The organism is Marinobacter sp. M-5 (genome assembly GCF_032911545.1).
Classification (GTDB): Bacteria; Pseudomonadota; Gammaproteobacteria; order Pseudomonadales; family Oleiphilaceae; genus Marinobacter; species Marinobacter goseongensis.
The window spans coordinates 872,857-890,427 of sequence record NZ_JAWJEK010000001.1 but is presented as its reverse complement, the minus strand read 5'-3'; the positions used below and the strand labels follow the sequence as shown (position 1 = coordinate 890,427).

The following is a 17,571-nucleotide window of genomic DNA, read 5'->3' as shown; positions in this document are numbered from 1 at the left end:
TATGCTTGCCGGGCCCGAACAAATCAAGAAACGTCAGCAAGGAGCGGTGACGATGCAATTGAAACGGTCAATGGAATTGACCCCGTATGATCTCCCCCGAATAGAAAACCCTTTCCTCGCCGCCGCGGAAGTCGGTCAGCTCATCAGCTCCGGACGCCTCTCCGGCGTGGAACTGAGAGCCCTTCTGCGAGTTCGCCCAGACAGTCGGGAGCCACTGCCAACCCTGGCCACCAGGCAAGTCGCGGACGGCGATCTGTTCCTGGTCCACGGCCCGTTCGATCCGGGGCCGCTATCCCCGGTGATTGACTGGCGTGACAACCCGGAACTGCCGGCCGGCGGCGAATGGAAACCGTCGTCACCACTGCCCTTCGGCCTTGGCTATGCCCTGCAGGAACTGAACCATCGACAACTGACACCGGACGACGTCAGGCGCGGCCCCCTTCCGGGCGCTAGCAGCCCAGCCGCCGAACGCGCGCCCTCACGTGACCCGAGCCCAGCCCGAACCGAAACCAGCGCCACTTCCGCCTCTGTCATGGCCACCACCCTGGCCGGCATAAAACTCGCCAACGAGTCCGGTCGGGTGCCGGAGAAAGCGGAAGAGCCGGAGATTCATGTTGAGGTGGGCATCTTTACTGATGGGACGTTGAATAATGCGTTTAACAGTCAGCAGATGGAAGACATCGTCGACAGGGAATGCCTGACTCCGTTCGAGAACAATGAGATTGATCAGGAAGAGTGTGAGCGACGCTTGGGGTTGCTGATGGGGACAAGCTACGCCAACGCGCCAAGCAATATCGCAAAACTCTCCAATCTGTACGCAGAGGGCGAGACCTCGCATCACAATGGCAAAACGATCCGCGTCAGGGCCTATGCGCCGGGCCCAGGCTCGAAAACGGGTGATAGTGACTCTGTTTTCGGTGCGGCAACCGGAATAGGTGACACTGGAGTCATCATGCAAGTAGAGCGAGCATTTAAAGTTGCCTCTAACCTCCTGCTGGCGCGCTTACGAGGCAAGACAATCAGTTCGTTGAGCGTCGATATATTCGGATTCAGCAGAGGAGCGGCAGCAGCGAGGCATGCTGCCCACGAGATAAGCCTGGGGCAAAACGGGTTATTCGTAAAACTACTAAAAAGAGGCGGCGCAAATCCCCCCGAGCAAATTGAGACTCGATTTGTCGGTTTATTTGATTGCGTTGCGGCGATTGTCAATCCAATCGCCGGCGACCTTTCTGCAAGCAACAACAAAAATCATCCGGTTGAGTTATTTTTGGATCCGAAGAAAGTTACGCGTGCGATTCACTTAACTGCACGCCATGAACACCGAAAACTGTTTGCTCTGAACAGCCTCCAAAATATCGATAGGTCTATGCCAGATAACTTTCGCGAGATCGAACTTCCCGGAGCTCACTCAGATATAGGGGGCGGATACCCCGACATCATGCAGGAAAAAGTTCTTATCAGTCCGTTTTACCCGATCCCGCGAAACCGTCATAAATGGCCGGAACAAACAGTTCAGTGGGATAACCTCGAATCCTTGAGAAAGAAGATCGAAGAGGAGGGCTGGATAGGGAAGTATAGTTCCGCGCACAGAACAGGCGACTCCCGCACGGCGAGCCAGGGTGTTGAACCTTTATTGGAAATTATTCTGAGACATCGTGCCCACCCATCTCCCGACGGTCATACTGAGATTGCGTTAGAAATGGTCAGGGAAATCAACGCCGAATACTCACGAGTTACATTGCGCATCATGCACGCACTGGCTTCAAAAGCTGACGTGCCACTAAATGCGATTGATCAGGCAGATCCAGCTCTCAGCATTCCAAAAGAGCTTAACCCCATCCACAAATCGCTTGATTCGCAAATTTCAGAGGGTAAGGACCAGCCAACACTTCACGGGGACCAGATGCAATTAATCAAGCAAAAGTACGTTCATTTCTCTGCCCACTACAATAGCCTGGAGACTCTCATCGCTGGCCGCCCGGCGAGACTAGAGCTTTTCCGCAATATGCGACCAAACATTCCCTCGTCTGACAGAGACAGATTGGTACATCCGAACTCGGGGTCAGTTTAATGCACTTTTTCTGTATGAGAATCTCACTTTTTATTTTTTTACTCACAGCTCAAGGCTGCGCATCCGTCCCCTATTACAATCAAGACGATTTCAGGCTCGTTACAGTGGGAGCGCCCAAGCACTACAACGTTTGGGTACTGGACATGTTCCTTGAAAAAAGCGGCGAGCGAGGCTGGCGACAGCCGATTGGAAGTGTTGGGTGCTGCTGGCAAGGACCGTCGGGCCCCAGTGGAACGGGTTCGATGGCTGACCCATTCCCAGAACTGATCTTTTTGCATTGGTTTTCTTTTGCCGAGCAAAAATTTTACGCCCATATGATTCATGTTCCGGAAAACTTGTCCGAGCGCATGCGTGAACCAGCTCCGCAGATCACAAACGTTGATACTCGCTTGGTGCCGAGACACACACTGACGATCGGGCTGGCGCCCGGTGGAACCATCGTTATGTGGATTCTCAATCAAGGTGGCAATGAGATCGAAGTGATGCGCATGCAATCCGGGACTGTTGAAGGGGACCCCTCGCACTTCGAGAAGAGAACTGAGGAGTATCTCGAACAGCACGGTGACTACCTCAAAGAAAACGGCTTACAACTGGACAGATGGTGAGCCGGGGGCTTCTGATGTATTCAAACATGGAGGTTAAATGCACGCATTAGTTCAATTCATCGTTTGTATCATGACGCTCCGTACGCTTACAGGATGCGCAGCAACTAGCAAAGAAGAATACTGGAGAGTAGCCGTTGGCGCCCCTGAGAATTACCCCGTTTGGGTGACGGAATTGCAGATGGAAAAGCCGGGAGAAAGAAGTTGGCGGCAACCCGTTGGGAGCGTTGAATGCTGCTGGAAAGGTGACGTAGGGCCCCGAGGAAAAGGATCAAAGGTCGATCCGTTTCCGGAGATAATTTTCTTAACCTGGTTCTCTTTTGCGGAGCAAAAGCACTTTGCAAAACTCATAACGCTGTCACCCGACCTGTTGGAACGGATGCGAGCCAAGACTGTGGTTTATGGCTCAGAGGGAAGCTTTGAAGATGTCCGACACACGCTGATCCTTGGGCTCGCGCCCGGTGGTAAGGTGGTCGGATGGATTCTCAATCAGCGCGGCAATGAGATAGAGGTCTTGCGAACTCAGGCATCTGAAATCGCCGGAAATCCTGACGATTTTAAAGTGGGAACCGAGCAATACTTGAAAGCTCACGGTGACTACCTCAAAGAAAACGGCCTACAACTGGACAAGTGGTAAACCGAGAGCCCCAAGGAATCGGATCAGTCCTGATCCATTTCCTCGGCCGCGGCTTTCCGATGATCATCCCAGCGGGGGCGGTTCTTGCGCAGTTCGCGCACGCCCTGCATCCAGCCGACCCCATCAACGAGCTCGCCGGTGTCCGGGTCTATCGGTGGGTACGGCAGGTTGCGATCATCGCAGTAGCGTTTCACAGTGGGCTGGCACCAGCAGAACAGCAGGCGGTTATATTCATCGTCCGGTAGGCGACGCTCATTATAGAGCCCTGCCGCTTTGCGCTGGCGCTGGGCCTCGGCCAGGATAATCGCGCAGGCGGCGGAGACATTCAGGGACTCGACCATGCCCATCATCGGAATCACGATGTGCTCGTCCGCCTGGTCCGCTGCATCGGCGCTGACGCCGTCCACTTCGTTGCCGAGAATAATGGTGCACGGAACCGTAAAGTCCGCCTCCCGGTAATCGATGGCGCGGTCAGAAAGTTGCGCGGCATAGAGCTTGTGGCCCTGCCCTTTCAGCGCTGTGACCGCGTCGTCCATGGTCCGGTGAGTATGGGTAGTCACCCAGGTGTAGCTTCCGCCTGCGGTCTTGCGGAAGGCTCGGAAGCCTTCCCGGGGCCAGACGGTGTGCATGTTGGCGAGGCCGAAGGCATCGCAGGAGCGGATGATCGCCGACAGGTTTCTGGGCTTGTGGACCTGATCGGTGAGAACACGGAGATCCGGTTGACGGGTGTTCAGGGTTTGCTTGATTCGGGCAAGGCGTTCGGGAGTCATGAGCTGTATCGAATTGGTCAAAAAACCGCATAATACCACAGCCCATCTAGCAACAAGCCGAGACAATGGTGGTTGCAGATTGATCACCCCGTTATAATGACCAGTTCCTTTTTTGCTAGCGCCTCTGATTACCTGTCCAGGCCCGGCGCACCATCCATCAGATTACGTGAGAACCATGGCCAAGAAGCTGTACATCAAAACCCACGGCTGCCAGATGAACGAGTATGACTCCGCCCGCATGGCAGACCTGCTCAAGACTGGCGACACCGTTGAAATGACGGACACGCCCGACGACGCCGACATCCTGCTGCTGAACACCTGCTCCATTCGCGAGAAAGCCCAGGAGAAGGTGTTTCACCAGCTTGGCCGCTGGAAAAAGCTCAAAAGCAAAAAGCCGGACATGATCATCGGGGTGGGCGGCTGCGTAGCCAGCCAGGAGGGCCAGGCAATTCTGGACCGGGCGCCCTACGTGGACATGGTATTCGGCCCCCAGACTCTGCACCGCCTGCCGGATATGATTACCGAGGTGCGCGCCAAGGGAAACGGCGTTGGCGTGGTGGATGTCAGCTTCCCGGAGATCGAGAAATTCGACAACCTGCCGGAACCGGGTGCGGACGGCCCCTCCGCGTTTGTCTCTATCATGGAAGGCTGCAGTAAATACTGTACGTTCTGCGTTGTGCCCTACACCCGGGGCGAAGAAGTCAGTCGCCCGGCCGATGATGTGGTGGCCGAAGTGGCCCACCTGGCAAGCCAGGGCGTGCGCGAGGTCAATCTGTTGGGCCAGAATGTGAACGCCTTCCGTGGTGAAACCCACGATGGCGACACCATGGACCTGGCCGAGCTGATCACCCTGATCGCCGCCATCGATGGCATTGATCGTATCCGCTACACCACCTCGCATCCGGTGGAGTTCACGGACGCCATGATTGACGTGTACGAACAGGTACCGGAACTGGTCAGCCACCTGCATCTGCCGGTTCAGAGCGGTTCCGATCGCATCCTGGCGGCCATGAAACGCGGCCACACCGCGCTGGAATACAAGTCCAAACTCCGCCGCCTGCGCAAGATTCGCCCGGACATCAGCTTCTCCTCGGATTTCATCATCGGGTTCCCGGGGGAAACCGAGAAAGACTTCGAGGACACCATGAAGCTGATCAATGACATTGGCTTCGACATGTCCTTCAGCTTCATCTACAGCGCCCGCCCGGGAACTCCAGCATCAGACTTGCCGGATGACACGCCGATGGAGGTGAAGAAACAGCGCCTGAGTATTCTGCAGGACCGGCTGAACCAGAATGTGATGGATATCAGCCGCAAGATGGTGGGGTCAACACAGCGGATTCTGGTGACGGGCCTGTCCAAAAAGGACCCCGGTGATTACGCTGGCCGCACCGAGAACAACCGGATCGTGAATTTCCGGCATGAGAATCCGGGCATTGTAGGGCACTTTATCGACGTCGAGATTGTTGAGGCTTATCCCAACTCGCTTCGGGGCATTCCTGTGGGCGCTGAACTGTTTTAAAGACTCGGTCGGATTCGTCCGGGTTGCGGAGACAACACCAGGCACCAGCCCTACCCCAACACCCGAACTACCTGCTCCCGTAAAAAACCAGGGGAGTAAACAAAATGGAGCACCTTTGAAAGAAAACGATTCCAGACAGTTTGACCTGCACCCGGTTGATCAGCGGCGGCTGACCACACTTTGCGGCCAGTTTGATGAGCACATCAAGCACATTGAGCGGCGTATGCGGGTCAACATCGGTCGGCGCAACCACCATTTCCGGGTCGAAGGCGAGACCGAGCATGTTGCTGCGGCGGTGGAAGTTATCCGCCATCTGTATCGCGAGACCGAAGCCACGGAAGACATCTCGCCCGACACCGTGCACCTGTTCATCCGCGAAACCGGCTTCGAACGGCTGCCCGAAGACGTTCCCTACGATGGCTCGGTCACCGTGATCAAGACACCGAAGCTGCAGGCCAAGCCCCGTGGTGCCAACCAGCAGAAGTACGTGCACAGCATACGCACCCACGACATCAACTTCGGGATTGGCCCGGCGGGTACCGGCAAGACCTGGCTGGCGGTGGCCTGTGCGGTGGAGGCGCTGAAAGATGAGCAGGTCAAACGCATCCTGCTGGTTCGACCGGCTGTAGAGGCAGGCGAAAAGCTCGGCTTCCTGCCCGGCGACCTGGCCCAGAAAGTGGACCCCTACCTCCGGCCACTCTATGACGCCCTGTATGAAATGCTGGGCTTCGAACAGGTTACCCGATTGATCGAAAAAAGCGTGATCGAGATTGCACCGCTGGCCTTCATGCGTGGGCGCACGCTGAACAACTCGTTCATCATCCTCGACGAAAGCCAGAATACCACCCGCGAGCAGATGAAAATGTTTCTGACCCGCATCGGCTTCGGGTCAACCGCCGTGATCACCGGTGACACCACCCAGGTGGACCTGCCCCGTGGACAGAACTCCGGCCTGATTCACGCCGCTGGCGTGCTCAGCGAGGTCTCCGGGATCGGCTTTACCCGGTTTGAATCCAAAGATGTGGTTCGTCACCCGTTGGTGCAGCGCATTGTTGAAGCCTACGACTCCTTTGACGACGGGAGTTCAAGCGGCCAGTGAGCGAGCTGACAGTAGATTTGCAGCGTATGACTGACGCGGATGGAATCCCTGCGGACGAGGCGTTCGGGCAATGGGCCCGGAAGGCGTGGCTGGGAGACGATCCGTCTGAAGTGACCATCCGTATTGTGGACGTTGACGAGAGCGCCGAGCTGAACAGCCAGTACCGGGGAAAAAGCGGCCCGACCAATGTGCTGTCCTTCCCATTTGAGGCGCCAGCGGGTATAACAGTTCCGTTGGCCGGTGATCTCGTCATTTGCGCGCCAGTCGTTGAAAAAGAAGCCAAAGATCAGCACAAAACGTTGGCGGCCCATTGGGCTCACATGGTGGTGCATGGCATGCTGCATCTCCAGGGTTACGATCACATTGAAGACAACGATGCCGAGGTCATGGAAGCCCTCGAAATCCGGCTGCTGGAGCAGCTTGGACATGGCAATCCTTACGAATCAGAGGAAACGGAAAAAGACTCATGAGCGACGATCAGTCGAGTCGCAGTCAGGGCAACAGGTCCTGGCTGGAGCGTATATCACAGGCCTTTTCCAGTGGGCCTGAGTCCGTAGAGGACGTGCTGGAAATCCTGCGGGATGCCGAATCCCAGGAGATTATCGACGCCGATGCCATGAGCATCATCGAAGGCGCCATGCAGGTCATCGACATGCGGGTGGACGAGATCATGATCCCCCGCTCGCAGATGGTCACTGTCAAGGCGGCTCAGGACCCCAAAGAATTCCTCGGCGAAATCATGTCATCCGCCCACAGCCGATTTCCGGTGATTGGCGACAGCCAGGACGATGTTATCGGCGTGTTGCTCGCCAAAGACCTGCTGCCGCTGGCTCTGAACAATGAGCTGGACTGGAACCACACCCGCGAAATCCTCCGGCCACCCACATTCGTGCCCGAAAGCAAGCGCTTGAACCAGCTGCTGAAAGAGTTCAAGGAAAACCGCAACCACATGGCCATTGTGGTGGATGAATACGGTGGCACAGCGGGCCTGATCACCATCGAGGACGTGCTGGAGCAGATCGTCGGCGAGATCGAGGACGAGCACGATTTCGACGAGGAAACGCACATCAAGGCCCGCGGTGATGGCACCTACGCCGTCAAAGCCGTCACGCCGGTTGACGATTTCAACGAGTTTTTCAAGACCGAACTGGATGAAGAAGAGTTCGACACCATTGGTGGCGTTGTGCTGAAGGAATTCGGTCACCTGCCCAGACGGGGCGAATCGGTTGCATTTGGCGGGCTGCAATTTACTATTGCGAACGCTGATAACCGAGTCATCCGTCTGCTGCAGGTAACCCGAAGTGAGCAATAACGACACCCAGGCCCGAATTCCCGATACCCGCCTGTCCGAGAACCGCGGGCTGCTGATTGCCACCCTGGTGGTGGCCGGCGGGCTGCAAACCCTGACGTTCTCGCCCTTCCACTGGTGGTGGCTCGGCCCGGTATCGGTGACACTGATTCTGCTGGCCTGTGTGCCGCTGGCGCCACAGAAACTCTTCCGCGCTGGCTGGCTTACCGGCCTCGGGCTGTTCGGCAGTGGCGCCAGCTGGGTCTACATCAGCATCAGCGAACATGGCAACACCTCCATTCCGGTGTCCCTTCTCCTGACCGTCGTCTTTGTTGCCGGGCTGGCCCTGTTTCACGGGCTGGCGTTCTGGGGCTGGGGCAAACTCGCGAAAGAAAGCTATGTGCGGCGGCTGCTGCTGTTCCCGGCCATCTGGATTCTTGGGGACTGGGTACGGGGCTGGCTGCTGACCGGCTTCCCATGGCTCTACCTCGGCACCGCCCACGTGGACGGACCGCTCGGCGCCTTCGCCCCCCTGGTGGGCGTGCATGGGGTGACGCTCTGGGTCACCATCACCGGCGTGGCATTCTTCGCGTGCTGGTGGCTGTATCTGAACCGGCGCACCGCCAGCGCCGCAATGGTTGTTGTGGTCGTCCTGCTGCCCTGGGTTACCGGGCCTGCTCTTTCCAAAGTGGAGTGGACTCAGGTCAGTGATGAACCCATCACCTACGCTTCCATGCAGGGCAACATTCCCCAGCAAATCAAGTGGGATCCGGACTTCCTGCGGGATCAGATCATCGTGTATCTGGGCCTGACTGAAGAGGACTGGAACACCGATCTGATCCTCTGGCCGGAAACCGCCATCCCCATTCCCCAGGACAGCGCCGGCAAGATTATTGACCACATCGACGAGGAACTGGGCGAGCGCAGCACGCTGATCACCGGCATTCCCTGGTACGGCTTCAGCGATCGCATCGAGGATTTCACGTTCCATAACAGCATCATGGCCATCGGCAACGGCGAGGGCATGTACCACAAGCAGAAACTGGTGCCGTTCGGCGAGTATGTTCCGCTGCAACAATGGCTGCGGGGGCTGATTGGTTTCTTTGATCTACCCATGTCCAGTTTCAGCCGGGGGCCTGCCAACCAACCCCCGTTGATCGCCAACGGCCACCGCATCATGCCCTTCATCTGCTATGAGGTGGCGTATCCGGACTTCGTCGCCCGTAACGCCCGCAACACCGACATGCTGCTGACCATCAGCAACGATGGCTGGTTCGGCGACTCCATCGGCCCGCTGCAACATCTGCAGATTGCCCGCATGCGGGCGCTGGAAACCGGTCGCTACATGTTGCGGGGCACCAACAACGGCATGACGGTGGTGATTGACCAGCATGGCCAGATCAGCGAGTCGATCCCCCAGTTCACCCGCGGCACGCTGCGGGGTGAAGTGTTTGCCGCCAGCGGTAACACGCCCTATATGCTAACGGGCTCCTGGCCAGTCCTGACCCTGGCACTCATCCTGATTGTGTTCGTCCGTGAGCGCATCATTCCCAAGCCGTAGGTTGGATTAGCGACGCGTGCTCCGACCCACGATCAGTCTGGCTGGTTGCGGGGCCAGCGACTGGTTACCCGCTCGTAGTAGTGGGAGCCACAGGCCTCGCAGGGCTCCAGGTGACTGGTCGCGGTCAGGCAGCGCATGTGGTTGCAGTTCAGGCACTGGAACATGCCGGCCGTCGCCACCTCCCCGGAGATGTAGTGGCCCACCTCCTGATTTTCCAGTTTCTGTTTCAGCTCCAGGGTATCCACCAGGGTCTGGTCAGCCACCGACAGCAACCGGTCCGACAGCTCGTGCTCCAGCAGCGCGATGTCCAGCTGCAGCCATTCCTTCAACCCTTCGCCGGTTTCATCGACAAAGTGTAACAAGTGCTGCAAGTCCCGCTGCAGGTAATCACCGAGCAGGTCGGCCTCTTCCCGTGTCATCTCATCCAGTTCGTACTCCACCTCAACGGCTTTGCGGACCTCCTCGTCCAGGGTCTGTAGCGACTTCTCCTGTAACTCGTTAAGGCCTGCTTGCACCCTTGCCAGCATACGGTCATAAACTTCCAGTGCTTTCCCGGACAGGTGGTTACGCTCAGTCTCGGTCATCGGTGACTCCTTTTGAACGTGGGGGGCGTTGGCAGCCAGGGCGACCTGCGCCACTGCTCTAAGTCTGGCACAGGTTCCGCAAATTGGCAGACTACCTGTTAGTCCTTGTGTGCGTTAGAATGTCCGGCCCGCTCCGGACATCGTTTTGATACAGGGTTTTATTTTCCACACAAGGTAATTTCGGTAATGGCAGGAATGGACGAGCAATACAATCCACGTGACGTAGAACAGAGTGCACGCACTTTCTGGGAAGAGAACAAAACCTTCACCGTCAGGGAAGAGCCCGGCAAACCGAAGTACTACTGCCTGTCCATGTTCCCCTATCCGAGCGGCAAGCTGCACATGGGGCACGTCCGCAATTACACCATCGGCGATGTCATCTCCCGATATCAGCGCATGCAGGGCAAGAACGTCATGCAGCCCATGGGCTGGGACGCGTTCGGATTGCCGGCGGAAAACGCCGCCATTGCCAACCGAACGGCGCCTGCCAAGTGGACCTACGCCAACATCGAATACATGAAGAATCAGCTCAAGCAGCTCGGCTTCGGGTACGACTGGGACCGCGAACTGGCCACCTGCAAGCCGGACTATTACCGCTGGGAACAGTGGTTCTTCGCGCGCCTCTACGAGAAGGGCCTGGTGTACAAAAAGATGTCCACCGTCAACTGGGACCCGGTTGATCAGACGGTTCTGGCCAACGAACAGGTGGTGGATGGTCGCGGCTGGCGCTCTGGCGCGCTGGTCGAGCAGAAAAAGATTCCCCAGTGGTTTATCCGCATCACCGATTATGCCGAAGAACTGCTCAACGACCTGGATCAGTTGGAAGACTGGCCCGAGCAGGTCAAGACCATGCAGCGCAACTGGATCGGCAAATCTGTGGGCACCGAACTGACCTTCCCGCTGAAAGGCAGTGATGAGGGCCTGACGGTCTACACCACCCGACCGGATACCCTGATGGGGGTCAGTTACATGGCGGTGGCTGCAGAGCATCCGCTGGCCCGGGCCGCTGCCGAGCGTCACCGGGATGTCGCCGAGTTTGTGGACGAATGCCGCAACAGCAAAGTGGCCGAAGCCGAGCTCGCCACCATGGAAAAGAAAGGCATCGACACCGGGTTCAAGGCCATCCATCCGCTGACCCAGGAAGAAATTCCTGTCTGGATCGCCAACTTCGTGCTGACAGACTACGGCACCGGCGCCCTGATGGCGGTACCCGGGCACGACGAACGGGACCACGAATTCGCGCTGAAATACCGCCTGCCGATCAAGCAGGTGATCGCCGCGCTGGATGGCCGCGAAATTGATGTACAGGAAAAGGCATTTACCGAGAAGGGCACCCTGGTGTCTTCCGGCAAGTACAGCGGCCTGACCAGCGATGAAGCCTTTGATGAGATCGCAAGCTATCTGGAAGACCAGGACATTGGCCGCCGCACCGTTAATTACCGGTTGCGCGACTGGGGCGTGTCCCGACAGCGTTACTGGGGGGCACCCATTCCGATGATGACTCTGGCGGACGGCACCGAGCGCCCGGTTCCGGATGACCAGCTGCCGGTAACGCTGCCGGAAAACGTGGAAATGGACGGCGTTCAGTCGCCCATCAAAGCCGACCCTGACTGGGCGAAAACCTCTTACAACGGCCAGCCTGCTACCCTGGAAACCGACACTTTTGACACCTTCATGGAGTCTTCCTGGTACTACGCCCGCTTCTGCAGCCCCAACTACGACCAGGGCATGCTGGACCCGGCCGCGGCCAACTACTGGCTGCCGGTAGACCAATACATTGGCGGGATCGAGCACGCGATCCTGCACCTGCTGTATGCCCGTTTTTTCCACAAACTGTTGCGGGACGTAGGCCTGGTCACCAGTTCCGAGCCGTTTAACCGCCTGCTCTGCCAGGGCATGGTGCTGGCGGAAACCTACTACCGGGACGACGCCAACGGTGGCAAGACCTGGATTTCCCCCGCCGACGTAACCGTGGAGCGAGACGCCAAAGGTCATGTTACCGGTGCGGTCCACAAGCAGGACGGGCAACCGGTGGAAGTGGGCGGCGTCACCAAGATGTCCAAGTCCAAGAACAACGGCATTGATCCCCAGGCCATCATTGATCAGCACGGCGCCGACACCGTGCGCCTGTTCATGATGTTTGCAGCGCCCCCGGAACAGTCCCTGGAATGGTCTGACAGCGGTGTCGAAGGCGCACATCGCTTCCTCAAGCGCCTCTGGCGTCTGGTGGGCGAATTGAGTGACGGCGGCGCTGTTCCGCCGCTGGACGTTGATGCCCTGAACGATGCCCAGAAAGATCTGCGCCGCAAAACCCATGAAACCATCGCCAAGGTCAGCGACGACATCAGCCGCCGGTTGACCTTCAACACCGCCATTGCGGCGGTGATGGAGCTACTGAACGAGGTCAGCCGCCTCGGCGACAATGAACCCCAGAGCCGCGCCGTGCGTCAGGAAGCGCTGGAAGTGGCCGTACTGATGCTGTCGCCGATCGTACCCCACATCTGCCACCGCCTCTGGCTGGCGCTGGGTCATGACACCCCGGTGGTGGATGCCACCTGGCCAAGGGCAGACGAAAGCGCCATGGTGCGCAGCCAGATCCAGGTCGTTCTGCAGGTGAACGGCAAGGTTCGTGCAAAGGCGGATGTGCCGGCGGACATCGACAAGGCGGGGCTGGAAAAGCTCGCCCTGGAGAACGAGAACGTGGTTCGTTTCACCGAAGGCCAGACGGTCCGCAAGGTGATCGTGGTGCCCGGCAAACTCGTCAACGTGGTGGCCAACTGATATGACCCTGAGAGCCCACACCGCCAGGATTGCCCGCCTTAGCGGCGTCGCAACACTGTGCCTTGCCCTGGCAGGATGCGGTTTTCAATTGCGCGGTGCCCCTCCGGTGCCGGCGGGTCTTCAGCCGCTAGCAGTGTCCTGCGTTGAGCAGATTCCAGCCGAGCTCTGCCAGGCAGTAAAAGAACAACTGGAGCTTGGCGACATCGACGTACGCTCGCCCGATGAAGCCGATTTCCTCCTGCGCCTGCAGAGCTTCGAACAGGACCGGCGCGCCAATGCCATTACCGCGCAGGCCGCAGCCGCCGAATACACGCTGCGACAGATTGTTACTATCGAGGTGCTGACCCGCGAGGAACTGCCGCTGATTGCCGAAACCCGGCTCAACAGCAGCGAGACCTACCGGTTCGACGAAACCAACGTACTGGCCAAACAGCGGGAGGAGCAGGAGCTTCGCCAGCAACTGTTCGACCGCCTGGCACAGCAGATCATCTTTCGCCTCGCGCCGCTGACCGACGCCCGCATTGCCGAAATACGGAGAGCGGCGGAAGAGGATAGCAGCCAGGATAGCCGCTGATTATGAAAACCCAACCGGCGCAACTTCCGCAGCTACTGAAAAAGTCCCTCGCACCGGTATATCTGATCTCCGGGGATGAGCCGCTGCTGGTTCAGGAAAGTTGCGATCAGGTTCGAGCCGCCGCGCGCGCAGCCGGATTTCACGACCGCATGACTTATCATGCCGATCACCAGTTGGACTGGAACGCCGTAGGCGAGGAGTTCAGCGCGCTGTCCTTGTTCGCGGAAAAACGCCGCATCGAGATACATCTGCCCACCGGCAAACTCGGCGACGGCCGCGCCGTGCTGGAGCGTGTGCTCCAGAATCCCCCGGAAGACATCATCCTGATATTGATCAGCGCCCGGCTCGATGCCGCCGAAACACGGCGTAAATGGTACAAGGAGCTCCAGAACAAAGGTGTTCACGTGCCGGTCTGGCCGGTGGACGGGGACAAGTTTGCCGGCTGGCTGCAGCAGCGAGCCACCGCCCGCGGGTTGCAGCTTACCCGCGGTGCGCTCGCCATGCTCGCGGAACGGCTCGAGGGGAATCTGCTTGCCGCCAGTCAGGAGCTCGATCGTCTGGCACTGTTTGGCGACGCAAAAACCATTGATGAGGAGGCCATAGAACAGGCGGTGCAGGACAGCTCCCGCTTCAACGGCTTTGAGCTGGTTACCGAGCTGCTTGCCGGTCGCGCTGCGCATGCCCGCAAGATGATCGGTGTGCTTCGGCAGGAGGGCGAGAACCCGCTGGGACTGCTCGCGGTTCTGACCCGTGACCTGAATCTGACACTGGAACTGAGCGCGGCCCTCGGGCGCAGAGAGGCCCCCGCCGGCTTCCTCAAACAGCGCGGCGTGTTTCAGCCTCAACGGGCACGCATCATTGAGCACGCCGCGCGCCGCCTCTCCCGACCGCAGCTGCACAAAGCGCTGGAACTGTGCAGCAGCATTGATCGCGCCACCAAGGGTTTCGATCCCGGCTCGCCCTGGCATTTCCTCGAGGATATGGCGACCCATCTCCACCGCCGCACCTGATCCAGATCCATCCCGCACCGCCCCTGTGAACGGCACCCTTGCAGCTTTTCGAATTCCGGAGCATTGTAGAAGCACCATCACTCAAAGGAGGTGACTGATATGAATCTTCAGGAAGAACTCAAAAAGCTGTCGGAAAAAATCAGGCAGTATCGTGACGAGGCCCGGGTTCAGCTGCATCTGGCACGGGAGGACGTGAAAGACGAGTGGGATGATCTCGAAAAAGACTGGGAGAAGTTCCGCAACAAGCTCGATCTCGTGCTGCACGATGCCGAGGATGCAACCCACGATGCCAAACAGACGGCGCAACGATTGGGCGAAGAAGTGCGGGCCGGCTATGAACGCATCCGCGACCGCTTGAAATAACGACGCAACGAGTTAACACAATAATACAAAACAAGACACCAGAGGCTCTGATTCACCGAGCCTCTGTGCCATACTTCACAGTGTTTAGTGAACCAAGCGTCATTTTCTTGTCCATCACGGGTTAACATTCAACCAAGGGTGGCCTGAATAGCAAAGGCGTTTGCAGACACTGCGAGGTATAAACCGATATGAATAAAAAAAGACTAACCTTACTGACACTCTCTCTCCTTCTGTTACCCCCGCTAGTTATTGGTCAGAACACCCGATTCAGTGATCCCGATACGGTTGCGCGAGACCAGTTCTGGGGCACTCTTTACGCTGACGGTGGCACATCCTTCTTTTGTGAAACGCCTTTTACCAGCAAGGGCTTCATCATGACCGAAGGTCACGTCTACCCACTGGCGGTCGTGCGCAGCTCACTGGGCTGCGGCACATCAAACCAATGCAGCAATGACGATCGCTATCGGCAGATCGCTTCCGATCTTCATAACATGGTACCGGTAGCTACCCGCGTGGAAATACGTCGCCGCAACGCCCGCTATGAGCAACTGGGAGCCGGCGCCCGGGAGGACGAATGCGGCAATCGCGAAAGCGCGCAGTTCTTCGAGCCCCCGGCCCCGGTCAAAGGCGACGTGGCACGGACCGTCGCCTACATGGTCGATACCTACGATCTGCCCTGGGTGGGAACCTCCACCGTATTCAAAGGCTGGAACAGGGTGGATCCTCCGGATGACCGGGAGCTGACCCGACACCGTGAGATCAGCGAGCTTCAGGGCAATGACAACCCGTTTGTCACCAATCCCGACCGGATGGCAAATCTGTAGCTCTTCCCGGGTTATGTCTACGGACAAAAAAGGCAGATCCCTTCCGGGATCTGCCTTTTTCATGTCCGCAATATCTTCTGAACGCGAGCGATCAGAATTCCTCTGCAGTTAACGCCATCATCGATTCACTGCCACTGCGGATGCCTTCCGCCAGTGACACTGTCTTGGGCAGCAGGCGGTCGAAGTAGAAACGTGCGGTCTTCAGCTTGCCGGTATAAAAGCCGGACGTGTCGCCCTCGGCTTTTGGAGCCGCGGCCTTGACGACTTTCGCCCACATGTAACCCAGCGCGGTCAGACCGAACAGGTCCAGATAGTCCACGGAGGCAGCACCGACAGCATTGGGGTTGTCACCCGCCTGCTTGATCACGTGCTCGGTAACATCGGACAGGCGCTCGAACGCAGCCGCCAGAGGCTCGAGGTAGGGGCGCAGGTTCTGATCGCCGCTGTTTTCTTCGATAAACGCAGCCACGTCGTTTGCGAACAGCTCATAGAGTTTACCCTGGCTGCCCACCACCTTTCGGCCCATGAGATCCAGCGCCTGAATGCCGTTGGTGCCCTCATAGATCTGGGTGATACGGCAGTCCCGGACCAACTGCTCCTGACCCCATTCGCGGATGAAGCCGTGACCACCAAAGACCTGCTGACCCATGATACAGGCATCCAGACCACGGTCGGTCAGGAACGCCTTGGCGACCGGTGTCAGCAACGCCACCATGCCTTCGGCGTGCTTGCGACGCTCGTCGTCTTCGGCGTACTTGGAGATGTCCAACCACTGGGCAACGTAGGTCGAGAACGTACGGCCGCCTTCCACATAGCTCTTCATGGTCAATAGCATGCGGCGAACGTCCGGGTGCACCAGAATCGGGTCGGCCGCTTTCTCCGGCTGTTGGGCACCGGTCGGGGCACGGCTCTGGGTACGATCAAGCGCGTACTCACGGGCGCTTTGCAGTGAGGCCTCAGCGGCACCAATGCCCTGGATGCCAACACCCAGACGCTCGTAGTTCATCATGGTGAACATAGCCGCCAGGCCCTTGTTCTCCTCACCTACGAGCCAACCCTTGGCGCCGTCAAAGTTCATCACGCAGGTGGCTGAGCCCTTGATGCCCATTTTCTTCTCGATGGAGCCGCAGCTAAAGCTGTTACGCTCGCCCAGGGAACCGTCTTCATTGACCAGGAACTTCGGCACCAGAAGCAGGGAGATGCCCTTCGGGCCTTTCGGGGCGTCGGGCAGCTTGGCCAGCACCAGGTGGATAATATTCTCCGCCATGTCGTGCTCGCCCCAGGTAATGAAGATCTTGGTACCTGTGACGTTGAAGGAGCCGTCGCTGTTCGGCTCGGCTTTGGTGCGGATAATACCCAGATCGGTACCGGCATGAGGCTCGGTCAGATCCATGGCGCCGGACCAGACACCGGAATACATGTTGGGCAGGTACTTTTCTTTCAGCTCCTGGCTGCCGTGGGCATCAAGCGCCAGGCAGGCACCGGCAGTCAGCATCGGTGCCAGGCCGAACGCCATGTTAGCGCCTTGCATCATTTCTTCGAACTGGGCGACCAGGGTTTTGGGCATGCCCATACCGCCGAATTCCGGGTTACCACCCAGGCCGTTCCAGCCACCTTCCACGATGGTCTGATAGGCTTCCTTGAAGCCTTCAGGGGAGGTCACCTCACCGTTGTTCCACTGGGTGCCCTGCTCGTCACCCTCCCGGTTCAGCGGCGCAAGCACGCCACTGGTGATTTTCCCGGCTTCTTCCAGAATGGCGTCAGCGGTGTCCGGATCCACGTTCTCCGCTACTTTTGGCAGCGAAGCCCAGAGTGCCGGGGCATCGAAAACTTCGTTCAGAACAAAGCGCATGTCACGTAAAGGGGCCTGATAATCAGCCATCAA

Annotated in this window: 16 protein-coding genes; 13 read left to right on the top strand and 3 right to left on the bottom strand. The window is 58.2% G+C overall.

The window, feature by feature from the left end; translation table 11 throughout:
• Position 1: 1 nt before the first annotated feature.
• Genes R0125_RS04085 through R0125_RS04075 form a run of 3 tightly spaced genes read left to right on the top strand, consistent with a single transcriptional unit; the run spans position 2 to position 3,310 of the window.
• Positions 2-2,071 (top strand): phospholipase effector Tle1 domain-containing protein, encoded by a 2,070-nt coding sequence (locus tag R0125_RS04085; RefSeq protein ID WP_317237231.1) that lies wholly within the window; start codon positions 2-4, stop codon positions 2,069-2,071.
• On the top strand, positions 2,071-2,676 hold the full coding sequence (locus R0125_RS04080; RefSeq protein WP_317237230.1) for a DUF2931 family protein: 606 nt from the start codon (positions 2,071-2,073) through the stop codon (positions 2,674-2,676). The genes R0125_RS04085 and R0125_RS04080 overlap by 1 nt, the downstream gene beginning before the upstream one ends.
• A gap of 37 nt (positions 2,677-2,713) precedes the next feature.
• Positions 2,714-3,310, top strand: coding sequence for a DUF2931 family protein (locus R0125_RS04075; protein WP_317237229.1), 597 nt, complete (start codon positions 2,714-2,716; stop codon positions 3,308-3,310).
• A 23-nt stretch (positions 3,311-3,333) separates the two neighbouring features.
• Here the strand turns inward: R0125_RS04075 and trmH are convergent, their stop codons facing one another.
• Entirely contained in the window at positions 3,334-4,080 is a 747-nt protein-coding gene (trmH, locus tag R0125_RS04070; RefSeq protein WP_317237228.1) for a tRNA (guanosine(18)-2'-O)-methyltransferase TrmH, read from the bottom strand.
• A gap of 175 nt (positions 4,081-4,255) precedes the next feature.
• On the opposite strand from trmH, the gene miaB reads away from it, so the two are divergent.
• The 5 genes from miaB to lnt all read left to right on the top strand — a co-directional run bounded on the left by miaB (position 4,256) and on the right by lnt (position 9,550).
• Positions 4,256-5,602 carry a tRNA (N6-isopentenyl adenosine(37)-C2)-methylthiotransferase MiaB gene (miaB, locus tag R0125_RS04065; RefSeq protein WP_317237227.1) on the top strand — a complete coding sequence of 449 codons (1,347 nt, stop codon included), beginning with the start codon at positions 4,256-4,258 and terminating at the stop codon, positions 5,600-5,602.
• 115 nt (positions 5,603-5,717) lie between these two features.
• On the top strand, positions 5,718-6,701 hold the full coding sequence (locus tag R0125_RS04060; RefSeq protein ID WP_317237226.1) for a PhoH family protein: 984 nt from the start codon (positions 5,718-5,720) through the stop codon (positions 6,699-6,701).
• Complete coding sequence (gene ybeY, locus R0125_RS04055) at positions 6,698-7,171, top strand: rRNA maturation RNase YbeY (protein ID WP_317237225.1); 474 nt, start codon at positions 6,698-6,700, stop codon at positions 7,169-7,171. The genes R0125_RS04060 and ybeY overlap by 4 nt, the downstream gene beginning before the upstream one ends.
• Positions 7,168-8,013: an HlyC/CorC family transporter gene (locus tag R0125_RS04050; RefSeq protein ID WP_248182909.1), complete on the top strand. Its 846-nt coding sequence runs from the start codon at positions 7,168-7,170 to the stop codon at positions 8,011-8,013. Before ybeY ends, R0125_RS04050 begins: the two co-directional genes overlap by 4 nt.
• Entirely contained in the window at positions 8,003-9,550 is a 1,548-nt protein-coding gene (gene lnt / locus R0125_RS04045) for an apolipoprotein N-acyltransferase (protein ID WP_410797549.1), read from the top strand. The genes R0125_RS04050 and lnt overlap by 11 nt, the downstream gene beginning before the upstream one ends.
• 32 nt (positions 9,551-9,582) lie before the next feature.
• Here lnt and R0125_RS04040 read toward each other — a convergent pair whose 3' ends face one another.
• The gene (locus R0125_RS04040) at positions 9,583-10,134 is read right to left on the bottom strand and encodes a zinc ribbon-containing protein (protein WP_248182905.1); all 552 of its coding nucleotides are present in this window, start codon (positions 10,132-10,134) and stop codon (positions 9,583-9,585) included.
• Positions 10,135-10,329: 195 nt separating this feature from the next.
• On the opposite strand from R0125_RS04040, the gene leuS reads away from it, so the two are divergent.
• The 5 genes from leuS to R0125_RS04015 all read left to right on the top strand — a co-directional run bounded on the left by leuS (position 10,330) and on the right by R0125_RS04015 (position 15,686).
• Positions 10,330-12,915, top strand: a complete 2,586-nt coding sequence (gene leuS, locus R0125_RS04035) for a leucine--tRNA ligase (RefSeq protein ID WP_317237957.1) — start codon at positions 10,330-10,332, stop codon at positions 12,913-12,915.
• 1 nt (position 12,916) lies between these two features.
• Positions 12,917-13,489: an LPS assembly lipoprotein LptE gene (gene lptE, locus R0125_RS04030; RefSeq protein WP_317237224.1), complete on the top strand. Its 573-nt coding sequence runs from the start codon at positions 12,917-12,919 to the stop codon at positions 13,487-13,489.
• A gap of 2 nt (positions 13,490-13,491) precedes the next feature.
• Complete coding sequence (gene holA / locus R0125_RS04025) at positions 13,492-14,499, top strand: DNA polymerase III subunit delta (protein WP_317237223.1); 1,008 nt, start codon at positions 13,492-13,494, stop codon at positions 14,497-14,499.
• 99 nt (positions 14,500-14,598) lie between these two features.
• Positions 14,599-14,862: a hypothetical protein gene (locus tag R0125_RS04020; protein ID WP_317237222.1), complete on the top strand. Its 264-nt coding sequence runs from the start codon at positions 14,599-14,601 to the stop codon at positions 14,860-14,862.
• A gap of 374 nt (positions 14,863-15,236) precedes the next feature.
• On the top strand, positions 15,237-15,686 hold the full coding sequence (locus tag R0125_RS04015) for an endonuclease (RefSeq protein WP_248182898.1): 450 nt from the start codon (positions 15,237-15,239) through the stop codon (positions 15,684-15,686).
• A gap of 91 nt (positions 15,687-15,777) precedes the next feature.
• Here R0125_RS04015 and R0125_RS04010 read toward each other — a convergent pair whose 3' ends face one another.
• Positions 15,778-17,568, bottom strand: coding sequence for an acyl-CoA dehydrogenase C-terminal domain-containing protein (locus tag R0125_RS04010; protein ID WP_248182896.1), 1,791 nt, complete (start codon positions 17,566-17,568; stop codon positions 15,778-15,780).
• Positions 17,569-17,571: the final 3 nt, after the last annotated feature.